The 16,960-nt window shown below is 44.1% G+C and carries 16 protein-coding genes; 10 read left to right on the plus strand and 6 right to left on the minus strand.

Translation table 11 applies throughout. The features are described 5' to 3' along the window. Window positions 1–100: 100 nt before the first annotated feature. Window positions 101–1,066, minus strand: coding sequence for a cation diffusion facilitator family transporter (locus tag AB1K91_RS11930; RefSeq protein WP_413090064.1), 966 nt, complete (start codon window positions 1,064–1,066; stop codon window positions 101–103). Window positions 1,067–1,084: 18 nt separating this feature from the next. Continuing rightward, window positions 1,085–1,393 (minus strand): ArsR/SmtB family transcription factor, encoded by a 309-nt coding sequence (locus tag AB1K91_RS11935; RefSeq protein WP_413090065.1) that lies wholly within the window; start codon window positions 1,391–1,393, stop codon window positions 1,085–1,087. A gap of 478 nt (window positions 1,394–1,871) precedes the next feature. Here AB1K91_RS11935 and AB1K91_RS11940 point away from each other — a divergent pair, with 478 nt between their 5' ends. Next, complete coding sequence (locus AB1K91_RS11940; RefSeq protein WP_413090066.1) at window positions 1,872–3,461, plus strand: SulP family inorganic anion transporter; 1,590 nt, start codon at window positions 1,872–1,874, stop codon at window positions 3,459–3,461. A gap of 97 nt (window positions 3,462–3,558) precedes the next feature. On the opposite strand, the gene AB1K91_RS11945 is transcribed toward AB1K91_RS11940, so the two are convergent. After that, window positions 3,559–4,671: a DUF5068 domain-containing protein gene (locus tag AB1K91_RS11945; RefSeq protein WP_413090067.1), complete on the minus strand. Its 1,113-nt coding sequence runs from the start codon at window positions 4,669–4,671 to the stop codon at window positions 3,559–3,561. A 265-nt stretch (window positions 4,672–4,936) separates the two neighbouring features. Here AB1K91_RS11945 and AB1K91_RS11950 point away from each other — a divergent pair, with 265 nt between their 5' ends. Then, window positions 4,937–7,144: a processed acidic surface protein gene (locus AB1K91_RS11950; protein ID WP_413090068.1), complete on the plus strand. Its 2,208-nt coding sequence runs from the start codon at window positions 4,937–4,939 to the stop codon at window positions 7,142–7,144. Window positions 7,145–7,310: 166 nt separating this feature from the next. Here AB1K91_RS11950 and uvsE read toward each other — a convergent pair whose 3' ends face one another. Continuing rightward, a complete protein-coding gene (uvsE, locus tag AB1K91_RS11955; protein ID WP_413090069.1) occupies window positions 7,311–8,267 on the minus strand; it encodes a UV DNA damage repair endonuclease UvsE in 957 nt (318 codons plus the stop codon). Between the two features lie 194 nt (window positions 8,268–8,461). Between uvsE and AB1K91_RS11960 the strand changes: the two genes are divergently transcribed. The 5 genes from AB1K91_RS11960 to AB1K91_RS11980 all read left to right on the plus strand — a co-directional run bounded on the left by AB1K91_RS11960 (window position 8,462) and on the right by AB1K91_RS11980 (window position 12,420). Beyond that, entirely contained in the window at window positions 8,462–8,974 is a 513-nt protein-coding gene (locus AB1K91_RS11960) for a DUF4178 domain-containing protein (protein ID WP_413090070.1), read from the plus strand. A gap of 23 nt (window positions 8,975–8,997) precedes the next feature. Then, window positions 8,998–9,666 (plus strand): PspA/IM30 family protein, encoded by a 669-nt coding sequence (locus tag AB1K91_RS11965; RefSeq protein ID WP_413090071.1) that lies wholly within the window; start codon window positions 8,998–9,000, stop codon window positions 9,664–9,666. A 94-nt stretch (window positions 9,667–9,760) separates the two neighbouring features. After that, on the plus strand, window positions 9,761–10,414 hold the full coding sequence (locus AB1K91_RS11970; protein ID WP_413090072.1) for a DUF4247 domain-containing protein: 654 nt from the start codon (window positions 9,761–9,763) through the stop codon (window positions 10,412–10,414). 32 nt (window positions 10,415–10,446) lie between these two features. Continuing rightward, window positions 10,447–10,842 (plus strand): DUF350 domain-containing protein, encoded by a 396-nt coding sequence (locus tag AB1K91_RS11975; protein WP_413090073.1) that lies wholly within the window; start codon window positions 10,447–10,449, stop codon window positions 10,840–10,842. Between the two features lie 27 nt (window positions 10,843–10,869). Beyond that, a complete protein-coding gene (locus AB1K91_RS11980; protein WP_413090074.1) occupies window positions 10,870–12,420 on the plus strand; it encodes a polyamine aminopropyltransferase in 1,551 nt (516 codons plus the stop codon). Here the strand turns inward: AB1K91_RS11980 and AB1K91_RS11985 are convergent. Further along, entirely contained in the window at window positions 12,414–12,857 is a 444-nt protein-coding gene (locus AB1K91_RS11985) for an Lrp/AsnC family transcriptional regulator (RefSeq protein ID WP_093724749.1), read from the minus strand. The genes AB1K91_RS11980 and AB1K91_RS11985 overlap by 7 nt on opposite strands. Before the next feature lie 214 nt (window positions 12,858–13,071). Here AB1K91_RS11985 and AB1K91_RS11990 point away from each other — a divergent pair, with 214 nt between their 5' ends. Next, window positions 13,072–13,683 carry a YitT family protein gene (locus AB1K91_RS11990; RefSeq protein ID WP_413090075.1) on the plus strand — a complete coding sequence of 204 codons (612 nt, stop codon included), beginning with the start codon at window positions 13,072–13,074 and terminating at the stop codon, window positions 13,681–13,683. A gap of 169 nt (window positions 13,684–13,852) precedes the next feature. On the opposite strand, the gene AB1K91_RS11995 is transcribed toward AB1K91_RS11990, so the two are convergent. Next, a complete protein-coding gene (locus AB1K91_RS11995) occupies window positions 13,853–14,581 on the minus strand; it encodes an HAD-IA family hydrolase (protein ID WP_413090076.1) in 729 nt (242 codons plus the stop codon). A 264-nt stretch (window positions 14,582–14,845) separates the two neighbouring features. Between AB1K91_RS11995 and AB1K91_RS12000 the strand changes: the two genes are divergently transcribed. Together AB1K91_RS12000 and AB1K91_RS12005 are read left to right on the plus strand one after the other, a co-directional pair. Beyond that, window positions 14,846–15,730, plus strand: a complete 885-nt coding sequence (locus AB1K91_RS12000; RefSeq protein ID WP_413090077.1) for a DMT family transporter — start codon at window positions 14,846–14,848, stop codon at window positions 15,728–15,730. Window positions 15,731–16,069: 339 nt separating this feature from the next. Continuing rightward, entirely contained in the window at window positions 16,070–16,891 is an 822-nt protein-coding gene (locus tag AB1K91_RS12005; RefSeq protein WP_413090078.1) for a DUF2785 domain-containing protein, read from the plus strand. The last annotated feature ends 69 nt before the right edge of the window (window positions 16,892–16,960 follow it).

Consider the following 16,960-nt stretch of genomic DNA (forward strand, 5'->3'; position numbering starts at 1 on the left):
AGCAGTCCTTAAAATACCACAGAAGAATTATCATATAAAAAAGATTGTAGAGAAACTGGGGTTTCTCTACAATCTGACGAGGGTATCATCCTCGTCTTTTTCAATGCGCATGAACATGTGCATGCGCATCCGTATCATGCTGGCACATGAGTGATTCTTCATGTGTATGGGAAGCTGTCTCCATCTGGATGGTCACATGACCGATTCCCAGATGCTCCAGATCATGCTCGATTTTGCGCAGCATGACCTGGCTTTGTTCGACCAGCAAGTCACCTTGCACTACTGCATGGCAGGAAAGGGCATTCTGTCCGCTGGTGATGCTCCACACATGCAAATCATGAATGGAGATGATACCTGGTGCCTTTTCGATACAATCGATGATTTTTTGCATTTCAACATTTCTTGGTGTTCCTTCCATCAGTACATGGATGGCATCATTCGTAACCCGCCAGCCGCTTGTGATCACCAAGGCAGCAACGATGATACTTGCAACTGGATCGGCCCAATTCCACCCGAACAGTAGTACGAGCAATGCTGCAGCAATCGCTCCGACAGATCCGAGCAAATCGCCAATTACATGCAAGAAGGCTGCGCGTACATTCAAATTCTCACTCGTATCACCGCGCATCAGAATCCAGGCAACTACGATGTTGACGAGGAAACCGATAATGGCAATGATCAGCATGCCTCCTGATGCTATTTCGGCAGGCTCACGGAAACGCTGGATGGCCTCATAAAAAATATAAAGGGAGACGAGGATCAAGGTGACGCCATTGAATAGCGCAGCCAGTATCTCAAATCGTTTATAACCGTATGTCTTGCTGTAATTGGCTACTCGCTCACCGAGTATGAAGGCAAACAGACCGACGCCAAGTGATACAGCATCACTTAACATATGCCCAGCATCCGATAGCAAGGCGAGGCTGTTCGTCATAAAGCCTCCGATTGCTTCCAGCAGCATGAATCCGGCTGTCAGGATGAAACTGATCAGTAAAGCTTTTTTATTCGCATTGTGTCCGTGGTGATGATGACCATGTCCATGATCGTGTGCATGTCCGTGTCCCATACATATTCCTCCGATAGATTAATTATGGCAGGCGTGGTTGATGGCTTCAGTCAGTAAATCGATGACGTGTTTGTCATCATGTGAATAATAGATCGTCGTGCCTTCCCGTCTCGATTTGACGAGCCGGATTTTTTTCATCGAGCTCAGCTGATGAGAGACGGTGGATTGATGCAGCTTTAGCTTCTCTGCAATCTCATTGACGCTGCATTCCCGATCAAGCAGCAAGTGCAGGATTCGTATGCGTGTCGGATCACCGAGAGCCTTGAAGATCTGCGAAACATGCGTCAATCGCTCTTCCGTCAGTTCCGAATGTGTATCATAACTCATATGCAGACGCTCCTCGTATTTGCTTATATGCATATATTAGCATATATAAATATTCTAAGCAAATTCTAATGTTTCTTTCATTTATAAGAATTCTATTACTCAAAAGAGGAGAATAGCATGAAGGCTCTGTGTTGACCATGCGATAAGTAACAGGCAGAAAGAGTCAGGAAGAAAGTATCTTCCAAACAATATGCTAACAAACATTTTACAAAGCGGTCTTTATCTACCGTTGTTTACTAGGATTTTACGTATCCAGCTCTATAGAGGCAGGAAGATAGTTAGTTTTAACAAACTAAACAAAGCAAGCGTTCTTTTATGAGAATGGCAAGATTTATAGCCAATGGGTACGATAGACATATTTCGGCTTTTGTCGAATACTTATAGCCAACGAATCTATGGGGGAGGTTGGAGCGGGAAGCTTCTTGCAGTGTATGCAATATAAAAATGCAAGGTGACAACAAAAGGGGGCATTGATGAAATGAAAAGACTTGGAAGATATAGCGGCTATGATATGCAGGCGCTGCGCAGGGATATCATTGCGGGGATCATTGTCGGTGTCGTTGCCATACCGCTTGGGATGTCCTTTGCTATCGCGTCGGGTGTCAATCCCGAATATGGACTGTATACAGTCATCATCGGCGGTTTGCTTATTTCATTGCTGGGCGGATCGAGATTTCAAATCGGCGGACCTACCGGTGCGTTTGTTCCGATTCTTTTAGGGGTTGTCATTCAGTTTGGCTATCAAGACCTCTTGCTGGCAGGTATGATGGCTGGGATATTGCTTGTCATATTCGGTCTGCTCAAGCTCGGCAGCTTGATAAAATTCATCCCGCGGCCAGTAGTAGTCGGGTTTACGGCCGGAATCGCTGTTATTATTTTTACTGGACAAATCGGGAATTTCACAGGCATACAAGCAGAGCAAGAAGAAGGCTTCCTTCAGAAGATGCAAGCACTGTTTGCGGCCGTGGATACAATCAATGTCTACAGTCTTATCATTGCGGCTGTATCTCTTGCTGCCATCCTCCTCACGCCAAAACTCCTGCCGAAAGTACCGGGGGCGCTTATAGGATTGATTTTATCGACAATTGTGGCAGTGCTCTTTTTCCAGGGGCAGGTAGCTACCATCGGCAGTGTGTATGGCGATATACCGAGTCAGCTGCCGCAGCTCCAGTTACCCGCTTTCACATTGGACAAGATCATTTACTTGCTGCCATCGGCAATTGCTATTGCCTTGTTGGGCGGGGTGGAGTCACTTTTGTCTGCAACAGTTGCTGATAATATGGCAAAAACAAAGCATCACAGCAACCGGGAGCTAATTGGGCAAGGGGTAGCGAATATTGCTGTTCCGCTTTTTGGGGGCATTCCAGCCACGGGCGCCATTGCCCGGACCGCAACGAATATACGGAGCAACGCTTACTCTCCTGTCTCCGGTGTGGTGCATTGTGCTTTTGTCTTGATCATCCTGCTTCTGTTTGCGCCATTTGCTTCTGCAATCCCACTCGCCAGCATGGCGCCGATTCTTATGGTTGTCGCCTGGAATATGAGCGAGCGGAAGGAAGTAGCTCATATAATCCGGATGCGAACGTTTGATTCATTCATCTTGATAGTCACCTTTGCGTTGACAGTACTTGCCGATTTGACAGTCGGTGTTGGCTGTGGTTTGCTGCTTGCCTTTGTCGTTTTTGTCAAACGTATGAGCACCGTACTCTTCGTTAAAGACGAACAAATCCAGGTCAAAGAAACCGACGGGGTGCGGATGTGGCAGTTCGAAGGTCCACTATTCTTCGGATCGACCGACATCTTGGAGGAAGTGGTGGAAAAGACGATGGAGGAGGAGCCAGACTCCCTCATCCTGGATATGCAGAAAGTTTCATATATGGATACATCCGCCGAAGCAGCTCTGCATAAGCTCGTTGACCATTATGAAGCCGCCGATAAACAATTGCTCTTTCTTGGTGTGCATGGTCAGCCGGAACGATTGCTTCATAAAACCGGCCTGCTTGCCAAGGTTGGGGAAGAGTACACTGTGAGCAAACGGGAGGAAGCTGTCCGAATTTGTACGTCATAAGGGTGATGGGGTTAGAAAGACTATAAAAAGCAAGCAGCCGCATGTAAAGGAATGATGCGGGCTGCTTGCATATTTCTTATATTTTCTGCAAAAGAGGCTATTCTTTTGGTATTTTTAATGCTGCTTCTTCCAGTGGGTGTCCATCTTCTTTATATACGCTCAAATCTAAGTCGAACTGCTCTATTGTCTGGTAATCTTTGTTCTCCATTAGAACGGTCAAATAATACTTACCTGAATCACCAGGAGAGATTTCAAGGTCGCCATTGCTTAGTAAAATCTCATCGAAATACATATTATCATCGGTATGCAGAGTGGCACCTATATAAGCAGGATCGAATGGATCGGCTGTATTATTTTTTATGTCGATATCCAGCGTTAAGGCAGTAAGGCTGGAAGCATTGTAAAAATCAATAAGATTGGCATCTGGTGCGGGCTGTATCCGAGTGAATTGAGCTCCTCTTACATTCAGTTGTATTTCGTCTCCTATTTTCTTTTCAATTGAAGATTGTGAAAGTAATTCCTTGTCTATTACGAATCCGTCCTGAATACTGCGATCAGGATACATTTCATTTTGGGCTTTCACGGCTTCTTCCGACTGTTCATTTAAACCAAGAGGAACATCCCGGATAAAAGATGTCTCTTCTTTATCGCCTATCGTTACAACTGGGGCGGAATAGCGAACATTAGCATCTTCCATGGATTTTAATTCTTCTTGAGTCAATACATATTCTAAAACTCCATCCTGCTTTTCACCGCCCTGGAGCGATAGATCCAATGTATCCGGGAAGAGAATGCTTTCATCGGCAAGATAAGAATTGTCAATATAATGAAAATCGTCATTTTCTCCATGTATTATATAAGGAGGCCTGATTACAGCGGTCTCCTCTGATTGATTTTCAACACTTGTCTGCAGGCTCACTATATAAATTTTCGCGCCCTCTTTGTCAGCAGGGAAGATAATGTCAGGAGCATACGACACTTGATATTTATCCACAGTAAAAGTGACGTCTCCTTGCTGGAAGGTTATATTCGGATCTTCATTATGATACATGATTTCCACATCACTTCCTGTTCTTCGCTCCAATTCTCCATTTATAAGTACTGGTTTTTTCTCCTCTTCAGCGGACTCTCTCGCGGTTCCGCCATGGCTGCAAGCCCCTGATACAAGCAAGATTGATAGCAGTAGAACGATTAGCCGTATCTTTTTCACTTTTTTACTCCTCTCTGCAGTAGCGTGAATGCTCATAAAGAAAGCTATTAAGCATTCGTATATTTTGTAAAATTATGTAATTGTTTGTTGAGCCTTACTCTATTTTACTGAAATAAACCACTCGGTTTGCCTAATTATTGAAAAATGAGTAAAAGTTACTAAAACCTCCCCGGTAATTCTGCTAGATTCGGTTGAATCCATTTTATGTTGCCTGATTTATTCCGATATAAATAGCAGGATCCTATTATGGAGAGGAATATCGTAAATGAATAAGCGTTTAGTAAAGCAAAGTATCCTTACTCTGGCGCTAGCTGGGTTGATTTCTCAGTTTTCGGCTGAGAATGTATATGCGGAAGAAGAAAAACAGATGGTCGTCGTTTATGAAAACGAACAAGGTGAAAGGGCAATTCAGGATAGCGGTGCGGCTGTAGAAGAGCAATATGACCACTTGTCAGCTGCTGCCATAAGTGCTGATGCGGAGACGATTGATGAATTGAAGGAAGACCCTGATATTAAATATGTCGAACCTGACAGCAAAATCCGCATTGCGGATAATGGCGAAAGCAAACAGTCTCAGACGGCAGCGATTGAGCAGTGGAATCTTGCATCAATCCATGCTCCTATGGCATGGGAGGATGGATTGACAGGCAATGGCGTCAAGATAGCCATCATGGACAGCGGTATATATCCGCATGAGGATTTGGAAATAGCCGGAGGTTTTTCAGCCGTCGATTATACCACCTCTTATGATGATGATGATGGGCACGGCACCCATGTAGCTGGTATCATCGGGGCGAAGCACGATGGAAAAGGTATAGATGGTATAGCGCCTGATGCTGAACTTTATGCCGTCAAGGTGCTGGATGAGACCGGTGAAGGATATCTTTCCGATTTGTTGGAAGGAATAGACTGGGCCATTACGCAAAACATGGACATTATTAATCTAAGCATGGGAACGGCTGATAAAAGCGATGCATTGGAGGATGCAGTAGGAAAGGCTTATCAAGCTGGTATTTTGTTAGTGGCAGCAAGTGGTAATGAAGGAGCAGGCTATCCAGTGGATTATCCTGCTGCCTATGAGCCTGTCATCGCTGTCTCCGCCACCGACTCGAACAATAATATCACCTCGTTTTCTTCGGTTGGGGATAAAGTGGAGATTGCAGCTCCGGGAGCAGATATCCAAAGTACATTACCTGGCGCTGATTATGGAGTGATGAGCGGGACATCCCAGGCAACATCCCATGTTTCTGCCATGCTTGCTATCTTGAAGCAGCAGTTTCCGGCTGATACAAATGGACAATTGAGGCAGCGTCTCCAGCAGTATAGTACAGATCTCGGCCAGGAGGGTCGTGATGGGCTGTATGGCTTTGGATTGATTCAATATCCTGCTCCGGGAAGTACTGATGAGCTTGTATCAGATCCGGCGGAAGGGAATAGCTCACAGGATGAGGTGGAAGAAAGTGTGCCGGCGGAGGAATTACAGGCACTAGCGGATGAACTTGATATGACATTGGAAGAGTTAGCTGATTTGTTTGCAGCAAGCGGCTTTGACTTATACAGCTATGCAAACATGGGCAAAATCGATGACATAATGTATCAAGACGTTAATGAAGTTTCTGTATATGTCCTGTTGGAGAACATGGGCTTAAGCCGTGATGAACTTGACCAGCTGCTGGCAGCTGATGATATGGCACTGGCCGACTTTGAAAACGTGGAAGAACTGACGGACTATGTCTACAGAAAGGGCAGCAATGATTTTGACACATATTGGCATCAAACATCCTCTGCTTTACAAGAAATAGGTATCAGCAAAGAGGAAGGCAGGAAGCTATACGATCATCTGGAGTCCGTGCTTGGCAGTATTTCAGATGACACTATTGATGAGATTGCGTCACTGAGTGAACGTGCAAAGGCTATAGGTGATTTTGAGAGTCTTAATGATCTGGATGAAGGACAGAGAGAAGAATTGGTGTCTTTGTGGTATGACTTCATTGAATTATTCCAGCTCAAAGCAAAGTTCTATCTAATGGATGGTGATGAAGAAAGGGAAGTGACAATCGAGGAGCTTTCCCAGATCACCGATATTGGCAAACAGACACTTCTAGTTGAATTGTATGACACAAAAGATGAATTTCTGTTAGACCTTTCTGTTAATGGCGAGCAATTTGATCAAAACCTACTCCATGCGCCGGAAGTCTCTCCTGAGGAAAAGAAGACTGATGGAGTACAGAATCCAAAGCTTGAAGAACCCGAAAAGGAGGCAGAAGAAATCACACTTACTTATAAGACTGCAGAAAGTGTAGGGCAAGAGTCAGATAAAGATAAAAATCAAGATCATCCAGATAAAGAAGGTCAGCGTCTGCCGGATACTGCTTCTCCAATAGGGAATATAGTGGCGGCGGGGCTAGCTTTGACCGCTGCTGGTGTCATTCTGTATGCAAGGAACCGACGCATGAAATATAGAACCAGGTAAGACAAGGCTGACAATTTTCCGGCTGCCGTCATCACAGCTGATCCCGAAAAATCTTTTTTGGGACTAAAGATAACGCGGATAAGCAGATTACCAGCCTCTACAGTAATGAATCAAATCTAAAGAAGAAAAAATGATGAAAGGCCTTCCTCTATGGAATGCCTTTTCTTTATAGTTCTACTGTCGCTTCGCCGATTCGCTTCACGCCGCGAATGCGGGAAATATCCTCTGCCAGCCGTAACGCGGCCTTATCCTTTTGTTTTGCTTCGATCATGAAATCCACGGATTGACCGATATCCTTCAAATGTTTGATTAACGGCATCAGAAATTCCACATCTACATAATCGGCGTGACTGCGAAACGCCTTTTCTGATTTTGGTGAAGAGGTGTGGATTTTCGGCACATGTTTGCGGTTCTGCCAAGTGGCCATGAAGCGTGGAAGAATTTTCTCCAGTGGCTCCTCTCCGGTGTGGTTCGTCATGTAATGGTGGATATCGAACATCATTGGTAGCTGATGTTTTTCACATACGTTCAGCGTTTCGGTTGTCGTATAGGTTTTATCGTCATTTTCCAATGTCATTTGTGCCTTGATCGGATCAGGAAGCTGCTTGATGTTTTCGTGGAAACGTTCCAGGGCCAGCTCTTTGTTTCCATATGCACCGCCGACATGGATGTTGATATATGCTTCCTCTTCTAATCCCATAGCAGTCAGCATATTGTAATGGTATTGCATATCTTTCACAGCATTTGAAGTGATATGCGGTTTATCGCTTGTGAAAAGGGTAAACTGATTCGGATGAAAGCTAACACGGATAGCAAATTCCCGAACCAGCCTTCCGATTTCTCCATACAAGTCGGTGAAGGGTGAAATATAATCCCAGCCGACTTCTTCGTGGGTAGCCAGCGGAGCTAGCGAGGAAGAGAAACGGTAAAGCTTGATTTGGTGAGCGATATTATAATGCAGGATTCGGATAGTGCGCTCCAGATTCTCTCTTGTCAGCGCATGCAGCTTTGCTTGTCTTTCAGCTTTCCCTAGCTTGGACCACCTGGTAAATGTCATAGTCTTCGCTGGTGAAGCTTCATATAAATTCAACGCGGTTGATACGTAGCCGAAACGGATGATCATACATTATCTCCTTTGTGACAATCTGTAGCTATTTTCCCCTTCTTTTGGCCTTGGTAATCTTATTTTATCGCAGCAAAGTTCATGCATGTCAGGTTGTACACCTGTATAATTAAAACCGAGCAGGAAAAAAGTTTTGAAACCTTTTGTATTCCTGCGCGTATAGAAGGTACAAGATAAGAGGATGGTGAAAGGTTTTGGGTATTCTTTCCCGTATATTCAAGAAAAAAGCCCCGGAGCGTCCTGCTGTGAAGGAACGTCATGCACTCTCCATCCAAGTGGGGGACATTGTCGAATATGACTTGGTCACCTATGAAGTAGTCGGCAAAATCACATCCCGTCAAGGGAATTACGAATGGTTCGATTACCAGCTGGTGGAAGGGGATACGACATTATGGCTCTCTGCGGAAATGGATGACGAATTGGAACTGGGTATATATAAAAAAATCCCGCTTTCGGTATCGAAACCATATCCGAAGCAGTTATCCCATGAAGGCCGGATTTACTACCTTGATGAGCAAGGTGAAGCCCGGGTCGTAGGTGAAGGAAGAAGCCGCAATGTGAATGGTTCGATCGTCCATTTTGCGGATTATTATGATGAAGATGAAGAGCATTTCCTTGGCCTTGAAGGATGGGGAAGCGAGATTGAAGTCAGCTATGGCTACGAAATCAAACCGCGTGAAATCAAAATTATTGCGGGTTCAAACTAAATCAACTAAGGGAGCGAATAGTTATGTTTAAATTTTTTAACCGAGTAAAAACAGTCGTAAGCTCAGAATTGAATGCAATGCTGGATAAAGCAGAAGATCCGGTGAAAATGCTGGATCAGTTCATGCGCGACATGGAAGCGGATATCCGTGAAGCGGAGACTGCTGTTGCCAAGCAGATTGCCAATGAAAAGATGCTTAAACGCAAGTATGATGATGCCAAAGCTATGGTGGATAAGCGCCAGCAGCAAGCGGAGACGGCTATTGAGGCGGGCAATGACGATTTGGCTCGTCGTGCCTTGGAGGATAAGCAGACACATCAGCAGACAGCTGATACACTTTACGCCTCTTGGGAGCGTGCATCAAGTGACGCAGCATCCATCCGTCAGAAACTGGATGAAATGAAAAAAGAATATGCAGAAATGAAACTGAAGAAGGATTCCTTGAAAGCGCGTGCCGAATCTGCCAAAACACGTACGAAGATGAATCGCACAATGTCAAATATCGGCAGTGACGAGTCACGCAGCGGCTTCGAGCGCATGGAAGAAAAGGTACTCCAGTACGAGGCGGAGGCAGAAACTAGCGAGGACCTTTCCAAATCGAATCGTTCCCTCGACGATGAATTTGCTGCTTTGGAGAAAAATGGTGTCGACGATGAGTTAGCTGCCCTTAAAAAGAAAATGGGTAAAGAGTAAGCAGCCAAAGCCATCGGCAGGCTGACCCTTGCGTGAAGCAAGGGTCTTCGTCTGTCTGCTGTACATAAGAAAAATGGAGAAGGGAGGAGCTTTCATGAAATACTGGCTGGCGGGTATCTGCCTGTGTTTTGTCCTCATTCTGGCTGGCTGCGGTAATTCCGATGACCAGTCTGCCTCTGTCAGCGATATACCTGATGAACCGGATAAGGAAACGGTCACCTCTGAATTCGAAAATAGTGTTGGGGAATCGATTGAAACGCTGATAGACAACAACTTTTATTTGCTCGATGTTGTTTCAGGAGATAGAAACAGCAATGCGAATGTCTATGCAACACGTCTTTATACAGTGGACGAATTAGAAGAGCTGTTCAAGCAAGCCGAAGGTCCTGATGAAATCAGCGACAAGAAAAACGGACAGCAGATCATGATTTATGACGATGTCTTTATCACGTTGAAACCAAGTGAAGAAGATGAGGATGTCACCTTGATTGAAGTGGCAGATCGCACCTTTGTAAGGGAAAACTACTCACCGAACTATTTAAATACATTCTTTACATTTGCACTTTTGAACTCCCTTTTCGGCAGCAACTGGAGCCAGTCCAGAATGGATACTTGTCAGAACGGCGGCTGTTATGGAGGCTATACGTCGACATATCGGTCGAATGATGACGGCGGCGGGTCAGGCGGCAGCACGACACGACGCGGAACGTCCAGCTACCGTGGCGGCGGACCAGATGCTGGTAAATAAATATAAACCAATAAATAAGGAGGTATAGAATCATGAATCCATTTCTATCGACGTTTTTGTATTTTGCCATCGCGGTTGTGGTCGTCATCATCGGTCTTATCATCTTTGAGCTGATCACACATAAGTACCGGGACTGGGAGGAAATCGAGAAAGGCAATACAGCAGTGGCGTTGTCGATTGGCGGTAAGGTCATCGGGATCTGTCTTGTATTGTCATTCTCCATTTATCACAGCAGCGAACTTTGGGAAACGCTTATCTGGGGTGCTTATGGTGTCGTTCTTCAGATGGTTGCCTACTTCGTATTCGAAGGGGTGACGAGACGTTTCTCGGTTCAATCCAAGCTGAAAGAAAACAATATTGCTGTCGGAATCATTTCCTTGGCGGTTTCAGTCGGACTTGGGTTTGTCATCGGTGCGTCCATTACGTAAGTCAATAGCAGTTCGGAGATGAAATAGATGCAACAGAAAGTATCGAATAAAACGTCATTCATATATTGGGCTTCAGGTATCGTTTCGATTTGCGGTATCATTTTCGAAGTCTTATTCGGGGCTCTTGGCTCCTATATTCTCGGAGATGGTGTGAAGCAATATACACTCACCATCTCTTTGTTTTTGACTGGAATGGGGATCGGTGCCAGTGTCAGTGAACGTGTTACGAAGCGCTTGATTCTGGCATTCATTTATATCGAATTCTTCGTGGCCTTGATCGGTGGGTTTTCAAGTTTCACCATGTTCGGAATCACGGCATACACGCCTGATGGTACAGATGCATTCTATCTTTATTTCGTGACACTTATTGTCGGGGCGCTGACTGGCGTGGAGCTGCCGATCCTGATCCGTAAAGCGAATGAGATCGGGGAGACGCTCGGCCGCAGTACAGCCCGTGTCCTATTCAGTGATTATGCTGGGGGATTGATCGGTGGCCTGCTATTTGCCTTCTTGCTTCGTCCGCAGTTCGGCATCGTCAAATCGGCATTTTTAGTCGGTCTTGTCAATTTAGCAGTGGCACTCATCGTTCTCTGGCTTTTCCGTGAGGAAGTGAAGCGGGTTGCCTTGCATGCCGCCGTCGGCATTGTCATTGGAATCCTGCTCATTCTTGGTGTCTTCTTTGGAGAAGAGACGGCGTTTTCCTTCGAGCAGAAACTGTACCAAGATCCGATCATCCATATGGAGCAAAGTCAGTATCAGAATATCATCCTTACCCAGGATGGAGATGATCTGCGGCTGTACTTGAATGGCGGTTTGCAGTTCAGCTCATTCGATCAGCATCGATACCACGATGCGCTTGTCCATCCGGTCATGTCTCAAGCCAGGCAGCATGATCACGTGCTGATTCTTGGAGGGGGAGATGGTTTGGCAGCAAATGAAATCCTGAAATATGAAGATGTGCAGGAAATCACGTTAGTCGATCTCGACCCTGCTGTGACTGAATTGGCGAAGACGGAGCCCAAACTGCTTGATTTGAACAACCGGTCTTTGTTAAACGATAAAGTCACCATCCATAATCAGGATGCTTTTAACTATTTGAAGGAAACGGATCAGGTATATGATGTCATCATCGTTGATTTGCCCGATCCGAATGATGAGAGCCTGAACAAGCTTTACACCGAGGAATTCTACTCATTGGTACGCAATCACATGAATCCCGAGGGAGCGATGATCGTTCAAGCGACCAGCCCGGTGTTTGCGACCGAGTCTTATTGGACGATAGACGAAACCATTCGTGCAACAGGATTGGAAACGGAAAATCTGCATTTGGATGTACCGAGTTTCGGCAACTGGGGCTTTGTCATGGCCAGCAGAAACCCAATCGATCCAGCTAAACTCGAGGTCACGGTGCCGACAGAGTACTTAAAATCATCCATGATTCCCGGAATGACTGAATTCGGGAAGGATGAAGACAGGGAGATTATCAATTCGGATGGAGAAACTGTGACTCTCCGGCCGAATACATTGGTGGATCCACACTTGATCGAGATTTATCAGCAGGAATGGAAGCACTATTGATTTTCTCTTGGAAGCAGTGCCCGATAGGCTACCGGGGAAGTCAGCACAGTAGATGTATTGAATGCCCCATATGGGATCAGCCGGTCGATCAATTCGCGCATGCCGTTCATATCAGGAACCGCTGCCTTCAGCAGGTAATTGATCGGTCCTGTCACCCGGTGGCATTCGAGTACTGCCTCTTCTTGTGCAATCAGATTCTCAAACTCCAAATGAGAAATCTTCAATTCACTGACTTGGATGAACAGCAGGATATCCAAGCCTACCTTCGCATGCGCAACCCGGGCAGTATAATGCTCGATGACACCGCGTTCCTCTAATCTTGCCATCCGCTCCGAAACACTTGGTCTGCTCAGGGCCAGCTTTTTGGATAACTCGCTGATCGTGATGCGCCCATCATGCTGCAGTAATTCCAGTAAAGTACGGTCGATGTGGTCCATGATTCGCCTTCCTTTCACATTGCAGGTAATCCCTGCATATAATTTTCATTATGAATCTCAATGTGAAGTATTGCCTGCAAAAATCTATTCATTTCCCATGTTATTTATTCTAACATAGAAAGTGAATTAACAGGTTGTCGTGATTTATATCGCCCATATAACCGATTGTGGGCTCGTTTCAACATGGATTCCAACTTGGAGAGGAGCAAATCATTTGCTGCAAAAGTATTTGAAAATCGTTCTTGGCTGTTTCCTGGCCAGCCTTGGCTTGTATATGCTCAAAAGTGCAGAGCTGGTGACAGGCGGAACAGCAGGACTTTCTTTAGGATTATCCTATCTAATGGCCTTGCCCTTTGGTGTCGTCTTCTTTATCGTCAACATTCCTTTTTACATCTTTTCATTCATCAATATGGGATGGCGTTTTACAGTGACTACAATCGCATCCGTAACAATCCTGACCTTGTTCTCGTTTCTTCATCCGTTATATCCTGCTATTGAACTTCCGGGCATTGTCGCAGCTGTTGCTGGCGGTCTGATAGTCGGTTTTGGTTTGATTCTTCTATTCATGAATCAGGCGTCGCTGGGGGGTGCGAATATTCTCGCCCTGTTCCTGCAAAAGCGCTTCGGAACAAATCCAGGAACAATCAACTTCATTTTTGATTTTTGTGTTGTGATGGTAAGCCTTTATTCGGTAGGTCTTATCAAAGGTATTTATTCCATCGTTTCCATTGCGGTGACATCGTTTGTTATCAGCTATTTCAAAGAAAAGTTTGCAAAACCTCTGCCAAAACCAAATACAGCACCAGTTGCCCAAGCGGCCGAGTGAACGAAGGCTAACGTTATATCTAGATTAGATTAAGTAAGTTGTTGATATAAGTAGGATAATACATCATAGATATGTCTTCATTGTGGAAGCCTTCAATTAATGCATCCGCTAATGAATAGGTAAACTTCAAAAGGAAACCACCGGACAAGATTTTTGTAAGCCGGTGGTTTTACACAATGCAACGTTGTAGAAGATTTATTAGATCATCGAGTGATTCTAGATTTAAATCAAATTTATCATTTGGTCCTGGACCTTGTGCATATTCACGTGGCAAGTATGCAGTACGGAATCCATGAGAAGCAGCAGCTCTTAAATCCCAAGGATGTGTAGAAATATATAGTGCTTTGGATGGGTGAATCTCAAGTCCATCGATAGCCAATTTATATGCCGCTGGGTGTGGCTTATAAGTACGAGCGAATTGACTAGAAAACAGAGCGTGCCAGCGTAATTTACCATGTGTACAAGCCTCGATGATTTGGATAAAACCAGAATTTGTGAGCCCGATCGTTGTTATTAAGGAACTAAGATCATTTAGCTGTCGGGATGCTTCCGGCCACGGTGCAAAACGTCTTCCTACATTGGCTAGATATTCAAAATCGTCGTGATCCAGTCTGATTTCTTCATTCTCTAGAATGGAAGATAGTTGATATCGACGAATATCATCTTCAATTACCCAAGGTTGCGTTCCTTCGATGATAGCTTGCTGAACGGAAGATTGCCCTTCAATCCACTTCTCTGCCATCTCTTTGGAAGTTCTTTCATCAATACCTTGTTTTCCTAGCATCTCTTGAGTTTCACGAATAACAGTACCTGTACTATCTAAAAGGGTTCCAACAATATCAAACACCACGGTTTTTATATCATTTATAAAACTTTTGCTGCTACGGTTACTACTCATCTAAATCCTCCTTCGTAAAAAATAAAGTATCCAAAAGCAATCCATCCGATGTACTTTTACATCATTTACTTATTTGTTATCCTAATAGCGTATATTTAAACCAATTAACACTCTGGGGGGATAATAATGTTCTTTGCACCTTTATTCGAGAATGACGTACCAATGAATTCCTTCCGTCCTTAAGTGAAGAAGGAATTTTGATTACTTTCCTTCTTATTTAAGGACATACGTAAGAATATGACCTTAAATAGCGGAGGGATAAAATTGAACAAAACATTATTAGGTTCTTTCTATTTAGCTTTGGCTTCCAGCATATGGGGAGGCATGTACGTTGTAGTAAAAGTAGTTGTTGCTGTAGTACCGCCATTGGAGCTTGTATGGATTAGATATCTGATTGCAATTGTTGCATTAGTTTCCATTGGGTTGATAACACGTCAAAAGTGGAGCATCGATAGAAAGCACATCTGGATCCTCATACTAATAGGTGTGATTGGATATGCAATTTCTATCGTTACGCAGGAAACAGGTACATTGCTTTCTACCGCGCAAATGGGTGCTATGATTACTTCTTCCACGCCAGCGTTCATGGTCATCTTCGCTCGTTTGATTCTTAAAGAACAACTGACTAAAAAGCAAGGAATTTCAGTAATATCAGCAACAATTGGTGTACTCCTGATTATAGGTGTAGGAAACTTGGATTTTAATAGTAAACTAGGCGGCATTTCACTTTTGATTGCTGCTTTAACGTGGGCACTTATGTCTGTGCTTATAAAACTATTGCCAGACAGCTATTCTCAAATAGCAGTGACAACGTACGCCAGTGTGGTAGCTGTTATTATTTTGACCCCGTTCGTTCTCCCTAGATTGAATGAGTTAAATATTGCTGGACTCTCTCATCCTACAATATGGGGCGGTTTATTATATTTAGGGATTATCTCAACTGCAGGGGCTTTTTACCTTTGGAGTAGAGGACTGCAGCTTCTCAATGCATCTGGGGGAGGGTTATTCTTTTTCTTCCAACCGATGGTTGGTGCTTTTCTGGGATGGCTGTTACTTGGGGAAAGTATAGGAATAACATTTTGGATTGGATCAGCACTTATTCTGGCTGGAGTTTTGTTAGTCATTACTGAAAAAAAGGTAATATTGTAATTTTACTGCTATCGATCTATAATCGATAGCAGTTTTTTTTAGCTCGATCGTTCTAAAATTTGGGAAGTATCACTGTTTCTAAAAAGTTAGTTATGGAGTGGGCTATGAACTTAAGAGATTCATCATTTAAAATGACTGCTTTAAAATATCGGAGGGGTTTTAACTATTCATAAATTCAACTACTAGTGTCATTTATAACAGTTAAGAAAGAATGTCTATTCCCTTACGGCTAGGATAGTTACTGCTATTTGGACTCACTAGCCTATAAAATCTAACCTAAATATAAAGAAATCCTTTGTTATTTTGGTGGTATAATTTGGATGGTGGGGGGATAGGCGAATGGATAGAGAAGTTTTGAAACAAAAGCTTTCACAACTTACAGAAAGTGAGAAGGGTGGCTCCGCAAGTGTTATTGAGGAGCTGTTATCCTATATGCTGCCGCATATCGGTGACCACGATCCAGTCTTACGGGACAAGTTGATTTATGGATTGGCTAATAATTGGATAACGGAAGGATTGGTTTCTCCTAAGATGATGAAAGACGTCTTGGAAGAGCTCCTAACGGATCAGTATCTTTTTAAAGATGAGAAATATACAAGAAGCTTTGCGACATTGTGGATTGCAGCCCTGCTATATCAGCACAGAAAAGAAGCTTTTTTGTCTACGGCTGAAATAGAACAGGCCTTTCAAGCGCTCCTCCTCTATATCCGGCAAGAGACTGTTGGAGAGGGCTATGGTGAAACTTATGGATGGGCACATACTTTGGCGCATGCAGCCGATGCGTTGAACGAGCTGATCCTCCTAACTGAACTGACTAATAATCAGCGCCTGCAGCTTGTAAATGAGATAATCAACAAAATGGCTTTTCCTTATTACGTTTTGTCACATGAAGAAGACGAACGAATGACGATAGCGGTTCATTCCGCTTTGAGAAAAGGACTGGCTCCAGATATGATCGGATCCATGGTGAAGGAAAAGGCATTGGATGTAATTGCACTTTGGCCTGATGTAAAGGAAGCGAATCTGCGTATGCGCTCGAATTTCAAGCAGTTCATCCGCAGCATGTATTTTTGCTTCGCTGACTATTCGGCCTTGCATGCAACCTTATATGAGTGCGAACAGTTATTTTCTGGAATTTATCATCAAAAGCCTTCTTGTTGATTGTTGTTGAGGTACTTTTGTTATATGATATTCCGGAAAGTCTGTTTTAAAGAATCTATGATAAAGAGT

It is taken from the genome of Terribacillus jepli (assembly GCF_047228925.1).
Classification (GTDB): domain Bacteria; phylum Bacillota; class Bacilli; order Bacillales; family Amphibacillaceae; genus Terribacillus.

Excerpts from the sequence above, each read along its gene's own strand:
- AB1K91_RS11930 (WP_413090064.1), bottom strand. The coding sequence starts at position 1,066 with ATGGGACACGGACATGCACACGATCATGGACATGGTCATCATCACCAC.
- AB1K91_RS11935 (WP_413090065.1), bottom strand. The coding sequence starts at position 1,393 with ATGAGTTATGATACACATTCGGAACTGACGGAAGAGCGATTGACGCAT.
- AB1K91_RS11940 (WP_413090066.1), top strand. The coding sequence starts at position 1,872 with ATGAAAAGACTTGGAAGATATAGCGGCTATGATATGCAGGCGCTGCGC.
- AB1K91_RS11950 (WP_413090068.1), top strand. The coding sequence starts at position 4,937 with ATGAATAAGCGTTTAGTAAAGCAAAGTATCCTTACTCTGGCGCTAGCT.
- uvsE (WP_413090069.1), bottom strand. The coding sequence starts at position 8,267 with ATGATCATCCGTTTCGGCTACGTATCAACCGCGTTGAATTTATATGAA.
- AB1K91_RS11965 (WP_413090071.1), top strand. The coding sequence starts at position 8,998 with ATGTTTAAATTTTTTAACCGAGTAAAAACAGTCGTAAGCTCAGAATTG.
- AB1K91_RS11970 (WP_413090072.1), top strand. The coding sequence starts at position 9,761 with ATGAAATACTGGCTGGCGGGTATCTGCCTGTGTTTTGTCCTCATTCTG.
- AB1K91_RS11975 (WP_413090073.1), top strand. The coding sequence starts at position 10,447 with ATGAATCCATTTCTATCGACGTTTTTGTATTTTGCCATCGCGGTTGTG.
- AB1K91_RS11980 (WP_413090074.1), top strand. The coding sequence starts at position 10,870 with ATGCAACAGAAAGTATCGAATAAAACGTCATTCATATATTGGGCTTCA.
- AB1K91_RS11985 (WP_093724749.1), bottom strand. The coding sequence starts at position 12,857 with ATGGACCACATCGACCGTACTTTACTGGAATTACTGCAGCATGATGGG.
- AB1K91_RS11995 (WP_413090076.1), bottom strand. The coding sequence starts at position 14,581 with ATGAGTAGTAACCGTAGCAGCAAAAGTTTTATAAATGATATAAAAACC.
- AB1K91_RS12005 (WP_413090078.1), top strand. The coding sequence starts at position 16,070 with ATGGATAGAGAAGTTTTGAAACAAAAGCTTTCACAACTTACAGAAAGT.